Below are 16,686 nucleotides of genomic sequence, written 5' to 3'. Positions count from 1 at the left end.
TTGAGCCGGCCGGCCTTCAGTCCGCCAGGTACATTTCGCCACCCTTGGGGTATCCGCCCCCGGTGGTGGTGACGTGGACGTGGTCATAGTGGCCCAGCCTGCTCGCCTGCGCTCCGGTGGGCGTGTAGTAGACGCCGCGCCAGATCGCATCCTGGATCCCGAAGCGGCTCGCGTTGCGCATCACGTACGCGACGATCGCGTTGCCCAACGCGATGCCGTCGGCGCTGCCCGGGTCGGGAATCATCACGTCGATCGCCAGGCCGAGCGGATGCCAGGGCAGCGGATCCGGCCGCACGCCACCCATCGAGTGGATCTGGGGGAACGCCGCGCTGATGCTGCGCGCCGTCAGGATCGTCCTGACCTGCAGGCCCTGTTCCGGTGCGACGTCGGTGAGCAGGAAGCGGGATCGCGTGTGGTAGCGCGACGCGGCCAACTGGCCGTGGGCGAAGCCGGCGGCTTTACGGGACATATTCGCCGGTGCCGCGACGATTTCCAGGCAGCACGGCGCGACGTCACTGATAACGGGCTTGGCGTCGACATGGGTTGGTGACGGACGGACGTCGCCGGCCGTCGCGAAGAAGACGGCCGCCGGAGCGAGCACGGCAGCCAGCACTCCTGGTGACTTACGCCGCTTCTTGGCTAACCGATGCCGACCCACGTCGAGCACATTACGGGTTGATCACGAAATAATAAATATCGAATGGCTATAGAGCACTTCAGGGCCATTAGCGCCATTCGCCGGATGCTTTGTGTGGCGGATCGGCGCCAACGGCCCGCGGCTCGGGTGAGGCCGACTGGCGGGTTTGCTGTGAGTGCTTCACCGTCCGGTCGTGGACAAACTCGGCCGAAACGAAAGATGAACGCTCGGTTGAACTTTGGAACTAGCGACCAGAAAACCGCCAGCGACGGGAACTACAGGACCTGGGAAGCTCTAAGCGCTGCCTGGGGCGCCCCGTCTCGTTCCGAGCGTCATGTCGAGTCTTGAAGGTGGTGGGCAAATGATTAAGAAGATGTGTGGATGCATGCTCGGCGCCGCGATGGTCCTGATGCTGGCGCCCGCAGCCGTCGCCAACGCCGACGATAAGGACACAGAATTTACCAACTACCTTGCGTCGAACGGCATCCACGTTGGTAACGCGTCCCAGACCGGGAATATGGGGCGCACGATGTGCCAAGATCTTTCTGCCGGGTACACCCAGAACGATGAGGTCGACCAGCTGAAACTACGGATGGACCAGAATCAAGCCAGGCTGTTCGTCCTCGCTGCCACCGCGGAGTACTGCCCCGAGAAGCACAAGTCCTAACTCAGCTTCCGCGCGCCGGTTAGCGATCTTCTCGGTCGGCCGCTGGGCATCACCGAGCGCAGCGCCACAGCTGAGCGCGTCAGGCTTGTGAGCGTCTTGCGCTCGGCGACGGTCATCGGCACTTCGTCGGAGTCGACGCGCGCAGCCAAAGCAGACGCACAAGGTTGCGTTCTAGGCGAGGTTCTGCAGCGACCTGTCGCTGAGCCGCTAGACTGTCACCGCTGTAAAGGTTCGTGCAGCTCACAGCGACCGCGCCGATGTAGTTCAATGGCAGAACATCAGCTTCCCAAGCTGAATACGCGGGTTCGATTCCCGTCATCGGCTCCACGACAACCGAGCTGGCGGCGCACCCTCTTGACGCACGAAGTGCCGTGGTACATTCCGGGACTGTCGACCTCGGGGGTTGTGCGGAGGCTCACGATGGTTACACGCCGATGGAATCAGTCGGACGAGGCCAAGAGCAGCTACGTCCAGGAGCTGTTTTCGGCGCTGGCGACGCGCTACAACGTGATGACCGATCTGTGGACGCTGGGGCTTCATCGCGTGTGGAAGCGGCAGGCGTTGGAGCTGTGCGGCCTGCGGACCGGCGAACGCGTGCTGGACGTCGCCACGGGGACGGGCGATCTGGCGTTCCTGGCGGCGGCGGCGGTCGGGCCGGAGGGCCAGGTCGTCGGCGTCGACTCCTGCCCGGCGATGCTGGAAGTCGCCCGGGGGCGGCAGCGCGGGCCCGTGGACTTCCAGGACGGCGACGCCACCGACCTGCAACTCCCGGACGCGTGCTTCGACGCGGTCACCATCGGCTTCGGCCTGCGCAACGTCGCCGACCGCGGCCGGGCGCTGCGCGAGTTCCACCGGGTCCTGCGGCCCGGCGGCCGGTTGATGGTGCTCGACTTCAGCACGCCGACCTCCAAAGTGCTGCGGTCCGTTCACGACGTGCTCTACTTCCGCGTGATGCCGGCGGTCGGCTGGGCCGTGGCCTGGCACCGCGACGCCCATCACTACACCGCCGATTCGATCCGCAGCTGGATGTCGCGGGACGGGTTGACCCGGGCGATGCGGGACGCGGGCTTCGTCGACGCCCACTACGTCTCGCTCAGCACGGGGTTCGCAACGGTCCATTTCGGTAGGCGCGCGGCCACCGACGCCTGAGGCCCGAAAAGCCTTGATCCGCAATATTTTTGGGTGATCAGCTTCAGGACGGCCGGTAGCGGCCGTGTTCGGTGACGACGGCGGTGATCAACTCGGCGGGGGTCATATCGAAGGCGGGATTGAAGACCTCCGCGTCCGGCGGGGTGATCGCGGTGCCGGCGAACATCCGAAGTTCGTCGGGCGCGCGTTCCTCGATGGCGATCCCCGCGCCGGTGGCCAGCGACGCGTCGATCGTGGACGACGGCGCCACCACGACGAGCGGCACGTTGTGGTGATGTGCCGCGATCGCCAGGCCGTAGGTGCCGATCTTGTTGGCGACGTCGCCGTTGGCCGCGATCCGGTCGGCGCCGACGAGCACGCAGTCGACGAGGCCGCGCGCCATGGCCGCCGCCGCGGCCCCGTCGGGCTGTACCCGGTAGGGCACGCCGGCCTGGGCCAGCTCCCACGCCGTGAGCCGGGCACCCTGCAGCAGCGGCCGAGTCTCGTCGACCAGGACCGACTCGACCAGTCCGCGCCCGTGCAGGTGCCACACGACTCCGAGCGCGGAGCCCCAGGCCACCGTGGCGAGGTGGCCGGCGTTGCAGTGGCTGAGCAGCCGCAGCGGGCGGCGGTCACACAGCGCGAGGACGATCTCGGCGGCGCGCGCGGAGGCGGCGCGGTTGAGGCGTTCGTCCTCGTCGAGGATTTCCAGGGCCTCGGCGAGCACGGATTCGGCGCCCTGGTCGAGCTTTTCGAGCGCGCGCGCCACTCCCCAGCTCAGGTTGACGGCGGTCGGTCGCGCCTTGGCGACGCGTTCGGCTCGTTCTTTTATGGCCCGGACGTCGCCGCCCTCGCGGACGGCGAGCACGACGCCCAGCGCGCCCGCCGCGCCCAGCGCCGGCGCGCCGCGCACGGCCAGCCGGCGGATGGCGTCGATCAGCTCGTCGACGGTGCGCAGGGTGAGGACGCGGTACTCGGCCGGCAGCGCGGCCTGGTCGATGATCGTGACCGCGTCGCCGTCCCAGTCGATGGTCCTGCGCACGAGCCGACCCTAGGCCACCTCCCAAGCCGGGCTTCTTAAGACCTACATAACTCGGGCAGGACCCCGGTACAGCGTGCCGGGTGAGGATTGGGTTAGCGGTCCGTGTGATCCCTCCTCCGCGCGAGCGGCGGCCGGCCGCCAAGACGCTGGGAGGCGCGCATCGTGGACATTGTGCTCGGGGTCTCGTTGGCGCCAGAATCGGTTCACCTGGTGCTCTTGCAGGGCGAAAACGCCGACGGCGCAACGGTAGATGAGAAGGAGTTTGCCGTCACCGCCGAGGGTGATTCGCCCACCGTCAGCGCGTCGGATCAGGCGATCGCCGCGATCCTGGGCACCCGAGAAGATGCGGCCGGCGCCGGCCTCGAATTGTCCGCCGTCGGGGTGGCGTGCACCGACCAGCTCGAAGCGACAGCGCTACGCGACGCGCTCGCCGCCCACAAGCTCGAGAACGTGATGCTTGTCTCGACGTTTCTGGCGGCGACCTCGTTGGCTCAATCCGTCGGCGGTGCAATGGGTTACGAGCGCACCGCGGTGCTCTTGGTGGAACCCGACACCGCAACGTTGGCCGTCGTCGAGACCTCCGACGGTTCCGTCGCTGACGTCCGGCGGCTGAACGCCACGTCCGGGGACATTGCAGAGCTGGCGGAGATGATCGCCGGGCTCGACGGGCTGCCCACGCGCCCGGGCGGCCTGTTTGTCGTCGGCTCGGGCGTTGATATCGGCCCGATCAAGCCGCATCTGGCGGAGTTGACCCACCTCAGCGTGAGCGCACCTGAGGAGCCGGAGACCGCGCTGGCGCGCGGCGCCGCCCTGGCGTCCGCGAATGCGCCGTTGTTCGCGTCGTCGACCGCCGCGCTGGCCTACGCACAAGATCCGGGCACGGGTGCGGTCGACGCGAGCGCCCTATCCGAATATCTGTGCATCGCCGATGCCGAGCCAGGCGACGACGAAGTCGCCTATAGCGCTGTAGCGGACGATGAAGCGAGCGCGCGGACCGTCGTCATCGATCCCGGCGATGCAGGCTCGGGCGAGCCGCGCGGTCCAAGGCGCGGCCTGCTGGTCGGAAGTGCCGTTGCGGTGGCCGGCTTCAGCGCGATGTTGGCATTAGAGGTCGCCATGGCGGTCGGCGTCCACACCACGGTCGGCCTGCTGCCTGCCCCGCTGCAGAACGTGATTGCCCCGGTCGAGCAGGCATTCGCGCCGGCGCCCGGGCAAGTCGCGGCCACGAAGGTGGCGGCCCCCAAGCCCTTGAGTCCGCCGACCGGGACACCTCCGCCGGCCGCTCCGGTCGCGGCGGCACCGGTTCCCGCGGCTCCCGTCCCCTCGGCCCCGGTTCCGGCGGCACCGCCCGCGCCGGTTCCCGTCGGGGTCCCGCCCGTGGCGCCGGCTCCGATTCCGGCAGCGCCGCCCGTGCCGGTTCCCGTGGTGGTTCCGCCAGTAGCACCGGTTCCGGTTCCGCCGCTTCACCTGCCCGAGCCGCCGGCGAGCCCGCCGGTGGTCCACCGGCCGCCCCCGTCGGCGCCCGCCGGGCCGCCGCCCGTCCATGTCTCCCCGCCGCACTTGCCGCCGCCCCAACAAACACCGCCGGGCCAAGGGCCGTCGCCGCATGGGGGCGGCGGACCGCCGGACAACCCGGGCGCCGGCGGCCCAGTCCCGATCCATGGACACCCCGGCGGCGAGCCCGAAGGCGAAGGCCCGGTCAGCGGCCCCGGCCCGAACCACGGAACGCCCGGCGGCACCCCTCCTGAGGGTGGCGCTCCACTCGGCGGTGGTGCGACCCCCGGGGAGAGCGGACCGGCCGGCGGGGGCGAACCCCATGGCGGGAGCGGGCCTGCGAGCGGCGGCACCGAAAGCCCCGGCGGCGGTGGGCCCGTGGGCGGTGCCGAGCCCGGCGGTGGAAGCCACGGCGGCGGCGTCGAGAGCGGCGGCGGGGCCAGCTCCGGCGGCGGGGCCAGCTCCGGCGGCGGGGCCAGCTCCGGCGGCGGGGCCAGCTCCGGCGGCGGGGCCAGCTCCGGTGGCGGCGCCGAAAGCGGCGGCGGCCACCGGTAGCCCTACGAGCCCGCAGGCGAGACAGCAACCTTTGGCCGCCGTGGGCCACGGCAGGGTTAGATCTCAGCCATGGGCGAACGCGTCACGTTCCCGAGCTCCACCGGCCCGATGCTCGCCGGGGTCATCGAGGTGCCGGACGGTGCGGTGCGCGGCTGGGGCGTGTTCTCGCACGGCTTCACCCTCGGCAAGGACAGCCCCGCGGCGGCCCGGATGTGCAAGCAGCTGGCCTCCGACGGCATCGGCATGCTGCGCTTCGACGCGCTGGGTCTCGGCGGGTCGGAGGGGGACTGGGGCGACGGGTCGTTCACCGTGAAGGTCGACGACATCGTCAAGGCGTGCGAGTTCATGGCCGGCCGCGGCACCCCGGCCGACATCCTGGTCGGACACTCGTGGGGCGGCGCGGCCGTGCTCGCCGCGGCGCGTCAGTCGCCCGGGGTGCGGTCGGTCGTCACGGTCGCGGCGCCCGTCGACCCGAGCCACGTGGAGAAGCACTACGACGCGGTGGTGGACCGCTGTCTGTCCGAGGGCAGCGCCGAGTGGATGGTCGGCGGGCGCACGCTGACGCTGAAGCGGGCATTCGTGGAAGACGTCCGCAGGGCCCACCTGCGCGACAAGATCAAGGGCCTGCAGCTGCCGCTGCTGATCCTGCACTCGCCGACCGACAACACGGTCGGCATCGAGAACGCCAGTGAGATCTTCCGCCTGGCCCGCCACCCGCGCAGCTTCGTCTCGCTGGAGGGCTCCGATCACCTGCTCACCAAGCGCGGCCAGGCTCATCGGGCGGCCCGGGTGATCGGCGCGTGGGCCGACGCATATCTCGGCGATCCCTAGGGTGCCGAACCAACCGCTCCCGCATTTGCTGCGCGAAACGTGATTTACCGCTTTGATATACGTGCGCCGTCCCGACCCCCCGGGCGATAGCAAATAGGAGAAGGAGTTATGGCAGCACTGAGGCTCTTTGGCAAGTCCATTCGCGCAGCATTTGCAGTTGGCCCCCTTCTGACCGCCGGCATCGTGTGCGCGGGCCCGGCACACGCGGATGAGGCGACCTATCTCAACCGCCTGCACGCCATCGGCATCCAGGACCTCGAGGGCGGTGACCCGGCGCTGGTGCAGACCGGCTGGAAGATCTGCCAGCAAATCTCCTGGGGCGCCCCGCCGTCGCAACTGCAGTCCCTGGCGCTGCAGAAGTCCACCATGGACCTGGGCCCCAGGGGGCTCACACCGCGGCAGGCGGACGCCCTGATCGACTACGCCCTGGTGGACCTGTGCCCGCGCGCCTAGCGTCGGCCTGAGCCGGCTCAGACCGGCGCCGGCGGCCGAAAGACCGGCAGGATGCGGTATTTCGCGGTGAAGCTGGCGTGGTCGTATTTCTCCCCGACCTCGCCGTCGTGGGCGATGACCGTCGGGCCGTCGACGGCGGAGAAGCTGAACTCGGGCACCTGCAGTTCGTGATACAGCGGGCTGCGCAGCAGCCGTCCCAGCGCCAGCGCCGTCAGGATCCGGGTCCGCGCCCACGGGCGCCCGATCTCGAGGATGCGCACGTCGATCAGGCCGTCGTCCATGCGCGTGCGCCGCGACGGGGCGAAGCCGGTCGGCAGGTACACCGAGTTGCCGAGGAAGAACAGCGACGTCCGCAGGGTCTTGTTGTCGTAGCGGATGGTGATGGGCTGGCCCTTGCGCAACGTGTGCAGCATCGCGTAGAAGCCGGCCACGGGTTTGCCGACGCGCTTCTCGAGCTTTTCGCGATACCGCACGAACGTCGGGTAGGCGCCGATGCTCGCGGTGTTGAGCACCATCCGGCTTTCGTTGAGGCACAACAGGTCAACGCGGGCGACGCTGCCGGTGCGAATCGCCTCCACCGTTTTGGCCACGGTGTCGCAGCCGATGTCCTTGGCGAAATGGTTGAACGTTCCGGCGGGGAAAACCGCCAATGGCAGGCCCGCGTCGATGGCGACCGACGCGGCGGTGGCGACGGTGCCGTCGCCTCCGCCGACGGCCAGCACCTCGGCCCGCTCCGCGGCGCCGCGCAGCGCCTCCTGCGGGTCGTCGTCGGGCCCCAGTTCGACGATCTCGGCCTTGGGCAGGCCGGCGCGAACCTCGTCGGCGACGCGGGCGCCCGTGCCGCCGCCCGACGACGGGTTGATGACGAGCACCACGCCGGAGCCGTCGGGCCGTGGCGGCGTGTCGACCACCAGCGGTTCGGTTTTCGGCAGCGTGGTTTCGACGATCGGGGGGACGACACGGCCGCCCAGCACGGCGAGGCCGGCGCCGATGCCGAATCCGGCCAGGACGTCGCCGGGGTAGTGCGCGCCGGTCGCCACCCGCGACAGCCCGACCAGGCCGGCCAGCAACGCCAGGACGAACCCCAGCGGCGGATTCTCCAGTCCCACCCCGACGGCGAACGCGGCGGCGCTGGCGGAGTGGCCCGACGGCAGCGAGTTGGACGCGGGGCGGCGGCGGACCCGCCTGATCAGCGGCACCGCGTCGCGAACGGGCCGCGGGCGCGGGCGGATTCGCTTGGCGACCTGGTTGGTGAGCAGGCTGGTGGCCCCGAGCGTAAGGACACCGCGGGTCGCGCCGCGCTGGGCGGACGGCTTGCCCGACGACAGCAGCGCCGCGGCGATGGCCAGCCACAGCTTGGAGTGGTCGGCCGCGCGGGTCAGCGGCGGCATGACCGTGTCGAGCAGCGGGGTGGGCGTGTCGGCGATCGTCTCGAACAGTTCGCGATCCAGCGTGCCGAGCCCGCGAGTGATCTGCGTGACGCCGCGCTCGCGTCGCCAGGGCCGCCCATCCATTGCCCTACACCTTAAATTGGCAACCGTGCGCGCAGACGGCTACTCGGCGGCGTGGCTGGAAAACGCCCGACGCCGGGGCGTGCCGGCCGATGTCGTCGCCGACATCGCCCGGCGGCACGGCGTCACGCCGGAGGCCTTCGGCGTCCTCGACCGGCTGGAGGAGATCAAGGACCCGCACGGCAAGTCCTACTTTCTGCTGTCTCGCGACATCGGCGGGGACGACGCGCGCACCGCGACGCTGCTGACCTACGTCCTCAACGCGGGCACCGACTACGGCAAGGCCCCGCGCACCGACTTTCCCGAGACGCCCTACACCGCCGCCGAGGTCGCGCGAATCATCAACCGGCAGAATGCAAATCGCTGGAGTTACGCCCGCGACGTCGGGTTCGTCCATCGCAACGGGGGACGCCTCGTGACGACCCCCAACGGCATCCTCATGGGTGTCGGCGGCAATATGATCCAGCGCCAGTTCAGCCGCCGGGGCGGCACCACCTGGGGCGACATCTTCATGGTCAACATGGGCAGGCTCGCCGACCCCGCCGAGCGGCTGCGCCGGCTCGTCCGGTCCGGGCGCGCCTGGTCCCGGCTGGACCTCGACCGGGTCCTGCACCACGAGGAGCGGCACTGCCGGCAGTGGGCGGCGAAGGGTTACCTGGGCATGCTCAGGGACTACGGCCGGGAATTGTTCCGCGAGTTCGTCTTCGGCGAGACGAACAGGCTCGAAGCCGACGCGGGCCTGTCCGACGGCGGCTACAGGTGATGCAGGGCGCGAATTCCGTGGTACAGCACCATCGCGCCGATCACGATCAGCAGCGCCGCGAGCAGGGCGGCGTTGTTCTTGTCCATCCAGTCCTTGACCCGCGCCAGCGTCGGGTCGAGGCGCTGGCCGGCCGCCGCGTAGGCCAGGATCGGGATCGCCACGCTGGAGGCCGCGATCGCGACGAAGAACGCGGCGGCCAGCCAGTCACCGGCGAGGCCGAGCCCGGCGGTGCCGATGCCCAGGCCGGCCGGGATGCAGATCAGCGCGACGTCCGGTCGCACCACCGCCAGCACCGCGCCGGTGATCGCCGCCCGGGCCGGCGTGATGGTGTCGAACGAGCGCAGCCACGCCGGCGACTCGGTGTGGCTGTGCCGGGTGAACCACCGGACGACGCCGTAGACGATCAGCGCCGACCCGAGCACCACGCGCAACCACGACGACCACCTCGGCGGCGACTTGTCCAGACCGCCGAGCAGGCCGGATGCCGCGACCGACAGCGCCGTCAGCGCCACCAGGCCCAGCACCCAACCGGCGAGGAAGGACAGACTGGCCGGCCGCGCCCGCGGCGCCTGCAACACGAGCACCGCCGGGATGACCGTGAGCGGCGAGAGCGAGATGACCAGCCCGAGCGGGATCAGCCCCGTGGCGACGGTGGCCCAGCTTCCTGCCATGGGCTGCAATCTAGCCTGTCCCGCTGCTACAGCGCGTGAATTCCGTTGTAAAGCACCAACAAACCGATCAGGACCAGGATGACCGCAAGCATGGCGGCATGGTTTTCCTCCATCCACGCCTTGAGCCGTTCCAGCGCGTCATCGAGGCGGCCACCCGCGCCGACGTAGGCGAGTATCGGTGCGGCGACGGTCGAGGAGGACACGGCGACGAACACGGCGCCGGACACCCAGCCGGCCGCCGGGTCGAGCCCGCCGGTGCCGATGGCGAGGCCGGCCACCGCGCACAGGATCAGCACCTCCAGCCGTACCGCCGTCAGCACCACCCCGGTCACGCCCGCGCGCAGCGGGGTCATCCGGGAAAACGAACGCATCCAGGCCGGGCTCTTGCCCTGACGATGCCGGGTCAGCCAGCGGACGACGCCGAACACGATGAGCGCCGAGCCCATCACCACGCGCACCCACGACGCCCAGGTCGGGGGTGTGTGGTGCAGATCGCCCAGCAGATCCGAGGCCGCGACGAACGCCGCGGTGAGGGCCACCATGCCCAGCAGCCACCCGCAGAGAAAGGACAGGCTGGCCGGCCGCGGGCGGGGCGCGTGCAGGACCAGCACCGCCGGGATGACGGTGATCGGTGAGAGCGCGATGACGAGCCCGAGTGGAATGAGCTTGGTCAGCACGGAAACCAGGTTGCCTGCCACGGGCAGCCATCATCGCATTCCCGCGGCCCTTCGGCACCGCCAGCTAGCGTTTCCGGCGCAGCGTCCAGGCCGGGACCCAGTGCGTCACCGTCTTGCGCTTGGAGCCGTACGCGATGGGGTAGGTCACCAGGCCCCACCAGTCGCCTTGCTCGCAGATGCCCCAGCAGCTGAGCCGGCCCTCGACGACCTTGTGCAGCTGCAGGCCGTTGGGCTGATACCGCCCCGACCGATGCGGCTCGCGCGGGAACAGCACCGTCAGGTCGACGAGCACCGCGACCGGCGGGCGCACCACCCGGAAGGGGCTGCGCACGGGCTGGCCGTTGTAGCCGATCGAAGCGAGCTCGCCCATCGATCGATCATACGTTCGAATCCGGGTGGGTTGAGTCCTTTTCTTGTCCGGGGGCGGACCCGGGCCGACGAGCGCCGGGGCACCCGTGCGCGTCTGGCAACATAGCGGGCGGTGAGCGTCTCCGATACCGCCGAGTCACGGCAACACCGCGGCGGCCCGCTGGCACTGCCGCCGGTCGGGCTGGACCCGCTGATCGTCGGATTGTTCGCCGCCGCAATCAGTCTCGCCGGCGCCGCCCGGCCGTCGTTTTGGTACGACGAGGCCGCGACGATTTCGGCGTCCTACAGTCGTTCGCTCGGCCAGCTATGGCGCATGCTGGGCAACGTCGACGCCGTCCACGGCCTGTACTACGCGCTGATGCACGGCTGGTTCCAGCTCTTCCCGCCCACCGAATTCTGGTCCCGCGCGCCCAGCGGCCTGGCGGTGGGCGGCGCCGCGGCCGGGGTGGTCGTGTTGGGCAGGCAGTTCTCGTCTCGGACCGTCGCGGTGTCCGCCGGGGTGTTCTGCGGCATCCTGCCCCGGTCGACGTGGGCGGGCATCGAGGCGCGCCCGTATGCGCTGTCGATGATGGCCGCGGTGTGGCTGTGCGTGCTGCTCGTCGTCGCGGCGCGCCGGAACACCGCGTGGGCCTGGTTGTCCTACGGCCTCGCGCTGGCCGTGTCGATCCTGCTCGACGCGTACCTCGTCCTGTTGGCGCTGGCGCACCTCACGTTCGTCGGGGCGTGCCACGGCGCGCGAAAAGTGTTGCTGCGCTTCGCGATCACCTCGGGGGCGATCGTGTGCGCGTTGGCTCCTTTTCTGGTCGCGGTCGCCGGGCAGTCGCATCAGATCCGTTGGGTGCCGCCGATCGGGCACCGGACGATCGAAGACGTGGTGGTCCAGCAGTATTTCGAGCGCAGCCCGCCGTTCGCGGTCTTGTCGGCGCTGGTGATGGTCGGGGCTATCGTGTTGTGGCTCAGCGGATCCCCGCGGCTCGCGGTGGGCGATCGGCAGTTGTTGACCCTCGCGGCCGCCTGGCTGTCTATACCCACCGCCCTGATCGTCGCCTGGTCGGCGCTGCTGCACCCGATCTACACGCCGCGCTATCTGGCCTTCACCGCCCCCGCGATGGCCCTGATCCTGGGCGTCTGCACGGGGGCCGTGGCCGCCAGGCCGTGGGCAGCGGCGGCCCTGGTCGGTGTTTTCGCGATCGCCGCAGCCCCGAATTACGTTCGGGCGCAACGCAACCCGTATGCCAAATACGGGATGGACTACAGCCAGGTCGCCGACCTGATCACCGCGAAGGCGGCGCCCGGTGATTGCCTGCTGGTGAACGACACGGTGACATTCATGCCCGCCCCGATGCGCCCGCTGATGGCGGCGCGCCCGGACGCCTATCGGAAGCTGATCGACCTCACCCTGTGGCAGCGGGCGACGGACCGCAACGACGTCTTCGACACCAACCTCATCCCGGAGGTCGTCGCGGGGCCGTTGAGCCATTGCGGCGTCGTGTGGATCATCACCCAGGCCGACGGGTCCATGCCCGCTCACGAGCGGGGTTCGGCGCTGCCGCCGGGCCCGGTCTACGGTCCCACCCCCGCGTTCGCCGTGCCGCACGATCTGGGCTTCCGGCTGGTCGAGCGCTGGCAGTTCGACCTTGTTCAGGTGATCAAAGCGCAGCGGTAGTCACCAGATGCGGATGTAGTCGACGAGCATGTCCGCCGGGTAGGTCGCCGCGGCGGGGTCGCCGGCGCCGACGCCACCGACCGCGAGGGTGAACATGGGCGTCATCCAGTAGCCGGGGTTGTTGAACGGCCACCGGAAGTCGTCGGGGGCGCCGCCGTGTACGTGGATCGGTTTGTTGGGCACGGTGAAGTACTGGGAGCCGTCGCGCGCGAACTGGAATCCGTCCTCGCCCCAGTGCATCCGCCAGGTGTGCCAGCCGCCGTCCACCAACCCGGGAATCGACTTCCCCTCCCAGGTCTTGCCGTTGGAGGCCGCGTGCACCGTCGTTCCCGGGGGCCACGAGCCGTTGCCGTACCACTCGAAGACGTCGACCTCGCCGTCGGGCAGCGGGTCCTCGTTGACACCCCAGAACGCCGACCACAGGCCCGGGTCCAGGCAGTTCAGCTTGATCTTCGCTTCCCAGGTCTGGTTGATCATGCTGCGGAAGTTGCCGCGCACTTTGGCGCCGTAGTAGGTGTCGCCCTCCTGGGTGGCGCGCAGGACGAGGTTGGAGTTGCCGTCCTGGAACACGTTTCGGCGGTCGTCGCGGTAGATCCCGGCGACCGGCGGGAACACGTCGTCCTGCCAGGTCTGCACCGTCCACTTGCCCGGGTCCGGGGCCGAGCCCGCCGGGCCGTCGAACTCGTCGGAGAAGATGTAGCCGCCGGGGCCGGCCGACGGCGCCTCCGGCGGCGCCGGGAGCGACGGGTGGGCCAGCGCCCTGGGGAGGGGCGTCGCGGCCACGGCCGCCAGCATGCCGAGCCCCGTGGTCAACAACATGCTGCGACGGTCCATCTGCACTCCCACCAATCGTTCGACAACCGGGACCCGTGGCCCGGTGCGATTCTCCCCTAGGCAACTCTCGCAAACGGTGTTATGAAACCACGCGCCGGGGGCGCCGCGCATCTCGCCAGACCGTGGTGGGCCCGGGCAATTTCGCGGGTCAACGGCTGCTTTGCGGGCCTGATCGGCGCCCGCCGGGTCCGGCAGCCGGTTCGGGCGGCGCCGTTCGCCGGGGCCGAGCCGCGGGCGGGCCCGCCGGTCGGCGCCTGCGCTCCGCCGGCGACCGCGCCGGCCCGTCGCCCCATGCCGGTACGCGGCCAACCGCACCGAACGAGGCAACCATCAATTTCCTTGACATCACCACCCCCGGTGGTATCAAGGAGCTTGATAGTCAAATCTGGAAAGGAATGGAAGCGATGTCTGGTGGATTCTTTGGCGGCGGCTTCGGCGGGTTCGGCGGTGGCCCCGGTTTCGGCGGTCCCGGCTTCGGCGGCGGCTGGGGCGAAAAGAGTTGGGGGCACGGCGGGTTCGGCGGTGGCCCCGGCTTCAAGGGGGGATTCGGCCCCGGCGGCCGGCCCTTCCTGAAGCGCGCCGCGTTCGTGACGGCGGCGATGCTGCTCGACGGCCCGGCCGACGCCGCGCAGGTGGTGCAGCGGGTGTCCGACGCGACGGAGGGCGCTTTCACCCCGCCGCAGGACCTGGCGGAGCTCGCGATCGGGCTGCTCGCCGGGCGCGGCATGGTCAAGGTCGACAACGGTGTGGCGACGCTGACCGAACTCGGCCAGAACGTGCTGGCCTGGCGTGGCGTGAGCAGCGAGACCGCGCACGCCTTCCTGGGCCGGGCGGCCAAGTTCGGCGACGCCTTCAAGATCCGCCGGACGCTCTTCGAGCTCGCCGGTCTGGCCCGTACGATCACCTGGACCGGCACCGACGAGCAGAAGGAGCGGCTCGCCGAGACCCGGACCAAGGTGCTGGAAGCGCTGACCGACGCCAAAAAGGAGCTGCACCGCGTCCTGGGCTCAGCCTGACGCGGGCTCGCTCAGCTTGACCAGCATCTTGCCGATGTTGGCCCCGGTGAACAGGCCGTTGAGGGCGTCGACGCAGGATTCGACGCCCTCGAAAACGGTCTGGCGGTGCTTGATCAGGCCCTCGTGCTCCCATCGGTGCAGCGCGGCGAACGCCTCGTCGAAGCGGGCCCAGTCGTCGAGCGCGTTGAAGCCCTGCATCGACGCGGTCTTGGACAGCAGGTTCACGTAGTTGGCCGGGCCGGGATGCTCGCCGGTGAGGTAGCTGGAGATGACGCCGCACAGCACCACCCGCGCCTTGGTCGCCAGCCGACCCAGCACCGCGTCGAGGATCGGCCCGCCGACGTTGTCGAAGTAGACGTTGACCCGGCGGGGGCAATGCTCTTTGAGCGCCGCCGCCAGGTCGTCGTTCTTGTAGTCGATGCACGCGTCGAACCCGAAGTCCTCGACCACCGCCCGGCATTTTTCCGGGCCGCCGGCGATGCCCACCACCCGGGCGCCGGCGATCTTGGCGATCTGGCCGGCCACCGATCCGGTGGCGCCCGCGGCGGCCGACACCACCACCGTCTCCCCGGGCCGGGGCCGGCCGATGTCCATCATCCCGATGTAGGCGGTCGCGCCGGTGGGGCCGTACACCGACATCACCGCCAGCTGATCGACCGCGCCCTGGCCGGGAACCGGGGTGCTGAAGACGTCGTCGCGGATGATCACGTACTCCTGGAAGCCCGACAGCGTGGTGACGACGTCGCCGACCTGGAAGGCGTCGCAGCGCGTCGCCACCACCTCGCCGATCCCGGCGGCCCGAATCACCTCACCCAGCTGCACCGGCGGCAGGTAGCCCGGCTGGTCGTTCAGCCAGGTGCGGACCGCCGCGTCGAGCCCCACGTAGGTGGTTCGAAGCAGCGCCTCGCCGTCGGCGGGCTCGGGCGCCGGCCTGGTGACCAGCTCGGTGTCCTCGGGCCGGACCAGACCAGTCGGGCGGCGACGCAGCAGGATTTGGCGATTCGGCAAGTCGGGCACGGTGCTGAAACTACCCATTCGACACGTTCGGGTGGGAGCATCGCTGCATGAAATCGCACGACGACCCCGAAGAGCGCATCCGGGAACTCGAGCGCCCCCTGGCCGACGCGGCGCGGGCGTCCGAGGGCGGACAGGCGCCGCCGTCCGGGGGTTACCCGTATGCGCCCGGCCCGGCGGGCCCGCCGCCAGCGCCGCCAGCGCCGCCGGCCGGCCCGTGGGCCTATGGTGGCCCGTCCTACGGGACGCCGCCGAGGTCGTCGTCGGGCAACCGCACCTGGTGGATCGTGGGCACGTTCGTCGTCATCGCCTTTCTCGCCCTCGCGGGCGGCATCGCAGCCTTCGCCGCGCACCAGCTGTCCGGGGTCCGGTCGATCATCAACTCGTCGCCGTCCGTCTCGGCGACGTTCGGTCCGCCGTCGAGCGCCACCAGCAGTCCGAGAAGCCCCGGCCCGTCGAGCACCCGGCCCCGTTCGACGACGCCGTCGGCGTCACCGACCCCGTCGCCGGGCGCCAGGCTGAGCGTCTCGGGCATCAACGAGAATCGGACGATCGCCTGCAACGACAACATCGTCAGCGTCAGCGGGGTTTCCAACACGGTCGTGATCACCGGGCACTGCACCAGCCTGACCGTGTCCGGCGTTCAGAACGCCATCACGGTCGACGCCGTCGACAGCATCGACGCGTCGGGCTTCAGCAACAAGATCACCTACCATTCGGGAAACCCGAAGATCAGCAACTCCGGCGGATCCAACGAGGTGAAGCAGGGCTGACGACCCGCGCCGCTAGCCCGTCGCGCCGGGTTCGGCGGAGTCCTCGGAATCGCCGTCGAGGACGCTGACCGCGATGCCGTAGGGCAGGAAGCGCACCTTGCGGCTGGGGTCGACGTTGTTCTTGTTGGCACGCAGCGCGTCGAGCTCGGTCGCATAGACCTGCTCGACGTGGGCGCCGCCGTCGGCGTCCACGGTGTAGATGGCCCACACCCCGTCACCGGCCTCGCCGGCGGTCTCCGGCTCGCGGCGCGGCCGCCGCGACAGGTCGTCGAAGAACGCGGACCAACTCGTCCCGGGCACGGGCGCCGTGACGAATTTGCCGATTCGCTCGAACACGTCGCGCAGGCCCTCGCTGCCCTCCCTGATCACGCGATCGAACTCCTCGGGATCGAATCCGAACGCACCGTACTCGCCCACGCGAACCTCCTTGCAGTGCCGGCGTTACCGCCCAGTGTGCGCCCAGTTGTCGCCGCGTGCCACGGACCGGCCTAAGGGGCGGGGGGCGGCGGGGGGGGCGGGTTGATCGGAATCGGCACCGTGACGAACGGAAGGTGCAGGTACATCGTCAGCGGGGGCCGCTGGTAC

18 protein-coding genes and 1 tRNA gene are annotated in these 16,686 nt (G+C 70.2%); 10 read left to right on the top strand and 9 right to left on the bottom strand.

Annotated elements, in window-relative coordinates; genetic code table 11:
- Window positions 1–16 precede the first annotated feature (16 nt).
- Window positions 17–658, bottom strand: a complete 642-nt coding sequence (locus tag A5696_RS06900) for a hypothetical protein (protein WP_067875488.1) — start codon at window positions 656–658, stop codon at window positions 17–19.
- A 340-nt stretch (window positions 659–998) separates the two neighbouring features.
- On the opposite strand from A5696_RS06900, the gene A5696_RS06895 reads away from it, so the two are divergent.
- From A5696_RS06895 to A5696_RS06885, 3 genes are all read left to right on the top strand, one after another.
- On the top strand, window positions 999–1,304 hold the full coding sequence (locus A5696_RS06895) for a DUF732 domain-containing protein (protein ID WP_067875423.1): 306 nt from the start codon (window positions 999–1,001) through the stop codon (window positions 1,302–1,304).
- A 253-nt stretch (window positions 1,305–1,557) separates the two neighbouring features.
- Window positions 1,558–1,631, top strand: a tRNA-Gly gene (locus A5696_RS06890).
- A gap of 93 nt (window positions 1,632–1,724) precedes the next feature.
- A complete protein-coding gene (locus tag A5696_RS06885) occupies window positions 1,725–2,453 on the top strand; it encodes a ubiquinone/menaquinone biosynthesis methyltransferase (protein ID WP_067875419.1) in 729 nt (242 codons plus the stop codon).
- Between the two features lie 43 nt (window positions 2,454–2,496).
- On the opposite strand, the gene mtnA is transcribed toward A5696_RS06885, so the two are convergent.
- Complete coding sequence (gene mtnA / locus A5696_RS06880; RefSeq protein ID WP_067875416.1) at window positions 2,497–3,474, bottom strand: S-methyl-5-thioribose-1-phosphate isomerase; 978 nt, start codon at window positions 3,472–3,474, stop codon at window positions 2,497–2,499.
- 162 nt (window positions 3,475–3,636) lie between these two features.
- Between mtnA and A5696_RS28820 the strand changes: the two genes are divergently transcribed.
- The 3 genes from A5696_RS28820 (at window position 3,637) to A5696_RS06865 (ending at window position 6,807) form a co-directional block, all read left to right on the top strand.
- A complete protein-coding gene (locus A5696_RS28820) occupies window positions 3,637–5,523 on the top strand; it encodes a hypothetical protein (protein ID WP_067875413.1) in 1,887 nt (628 codons plus the stop codon).
- Window positions 5,524–5,592: 69 nt separating this feature from the next.
- Entirely contained in the window at window positions 5,593–6,354 is a 762-nt protein-coding gene (locus A5696_RS06870) for a S9 family peptidase (RefSeq protein WP_067875410.1), read from the top strand.
- 183 nt (window positions 6,355–6,537) lie between these two features.
- The gene (locus A5696_RS06865) at window positions 6,538–6,807 is read left to right on the top strand and encodes a DUF732 domain-containing protein (protein WP_369803304.1); all 270 of its coding nucleotides are present in this window, start codon (window positions 6,538–6,540) and stop codon (window positions 6,805–6,807) included.
- A gap of 17 nt (window positions 6,808–6,824) precedes the next feature.
- On the opposite strand, the gene A5696_RS06860 is transcribed toward A5696_RS06865, so the two are convergent.
- Window positions 6,825–8,321, bottom strand: a complete 1,497-nt coding sequence (locus A5696_RS06860; protein WP_067875404.1) for a bifunctional phosphatase PAP2/diacylglycerol kinase family protein — start codon at window positions 8,319–8,321, stop codon at window positions 6,825–6,827.
- A gap of 25 nt (window positions 8,322–8,346) precedes the next feature.
- Here A5696_RS06860 and A5696_RS06855 point away from each other — a divergent pair, with 25 nt between their 5' ends.
- The gene (locus tag A5696_RS06855; RefSeq protein ID WP_067875400.1) at window positions 8,347–9,081 is read left to right on the top strand and encodes a hypothetical protein; all 735 of its coding nucleotides are present in this window, start codon (window positions 8,347–8,349) and stop codon (window positions 9,079–9,081) included.
- Here A5696_RS06855 and A5696_RS06850 read toward each other — a convergent pair.
- The 3 genes from A5696_RS06850 to A5696_RS06840 form a co-directional block, all read right to left on the bottom strand.
- Window positions 9,072–9,752, bottom strand: coding sequence for a GAP family protein (locus tag A5696_RS06850; protein ID WP_067875397.1), 681 nt, complete (start codon window positions 9,750–9,752; stop codon window positions 9,072–9,074). The two genes, A5696_RS06855 and A5696_RS06850, sit on opposite strands and share 10 nt — an antisense overlap.
- Window positions 9,753–9,778: 26 nt before the next feature.
- The gene (locus A5696_RS06845) at window positions 9,779–10,429 is read right to left on the bottom strand and encodes a GAP family protein (protein ID WP_067875485.1); all 651 of its coding nucleotides are present in this window, start codon (window positions 10,427–10,429) and stop codon (window positions 9,779–9,781) included.
- Between the two features lie 64 nt (window positions 10,430–10,493).
- Window positions 10,494–10,799 carry a hypothetical protein gene (locus A5696_RS06840; RefSeq protein ID WP_067875394.1) on the bottom strand — a complete coding sequence of 102 codons (306 nt, stop codon included), beginning with the start codon at window positions 10,797–10,799 and terminating at the stop codon, window positions 10,494–10,496.
- Window positions 10,800–10,958: 159 nt separating this feature from the next.
- On the opposite strand from A5696_RS06840, the gene A5696_RS06835 reads away from it, so the two are divergent.
- Window positions 10,959–12,464, top strand: coding sequence for a glycosyltransferase family 39 protein (locus A5696_RS06835; RefSeq protein ID WP_067875482.1), 1,506 nt, complete (start codon window positions 10,959–10,961; stop codon window positions 12,462–12,464).
- Here A5696_RS06835 and A5696_RS06830 read toward each other — a convergent pair whose 3' ends face one another.
- Window positions 12,465–13,298: a family 16 glycosylhydrolase gene (locus A5696_RS06830; RefSeq protein WP_067875391.1), complete on the bottom strand. Its 834-nt coding sequence runs from the start codon at window positions 13,296–13,298 to the stop codon at window positions 12,465–12,467.
- A 404-nt stretch (window positions 13,299–13,702) separates the two neighbouring features.
- Here A5696_RS06830 and A5696_RS06825 point away from each other — a divergent pair, with 404 nt between their 5' ends.
- Window positions 13,703–14,314, top strand: coding sequence for a hypothetical protein (locus A5696_RS06825; RefSeq protein ID WP_067875479.1), 612 nt, complete (start codon window positions 13,703–13,705; stop codon window positions 14,312–14,314).
- Here A5696_RS06825 and A5696_RS06820 read toward each other — a convergent pair.
- A complete protein-coding gene (locus A5696_RS06820) occupies window positions 14,306–15,331 on the bottom strand; it encodes an NADP-dependent oxidoreductase (protein WP_067875475.1) in 1,026 nt (341 codons plus the stop codon). The genes A5696_RS06825 and A5696_RS06820 overlap by 9 nt on opposite strands.
- A gap of 47 nt (window positions 15,332–15,378) precedes the next feature.
- Here A5696_RS06820 and A5696_RS06815 point away from each other — a divergent pair, with 47 nt between their 5' ends.
- On the top strand, window positions 15,379–16,101 hold the full coding sequence (locus A5696_RS06815; protein WP_067875388.1) for a DUF3060 domain-containing protein: 723 nt from the start codon (window positions 15,379–15,381) through the stop codon (window positions 16,099–16,101).
- 12 nt (window positions 16,102–16,113) lie between these two features.
- On the opposite strand, the gene A5696_RS06810 is transcribed toward A5696_RS06815, so the two are convergent.
- Entirely contained in the window at window positions 16,114–16,518 is a 405-nt protein-coding gene (locus tag A5696_RS06810; protein ID WP_067875385.1) for a hypothetical protein, read from the bottom strand.
- Window positions 16,519–16,686 lie beyond the last annotated feature (168 nt).

The sequence above is a fragment of the Mycobacterium sp. E2699 genome (genome assembly GCF_001666745.1).
Lineage (GTDB): Bacteria > Actinomycetota > Actinomycetes > Mycobacteriales > Mycobacteriaceae > Mycobacterium.
The sequence above is the reverse complement of the archived record's forward strand: the minus strand, read 5'-3'. Positions and strand labels throughout refer to the sequence as shown.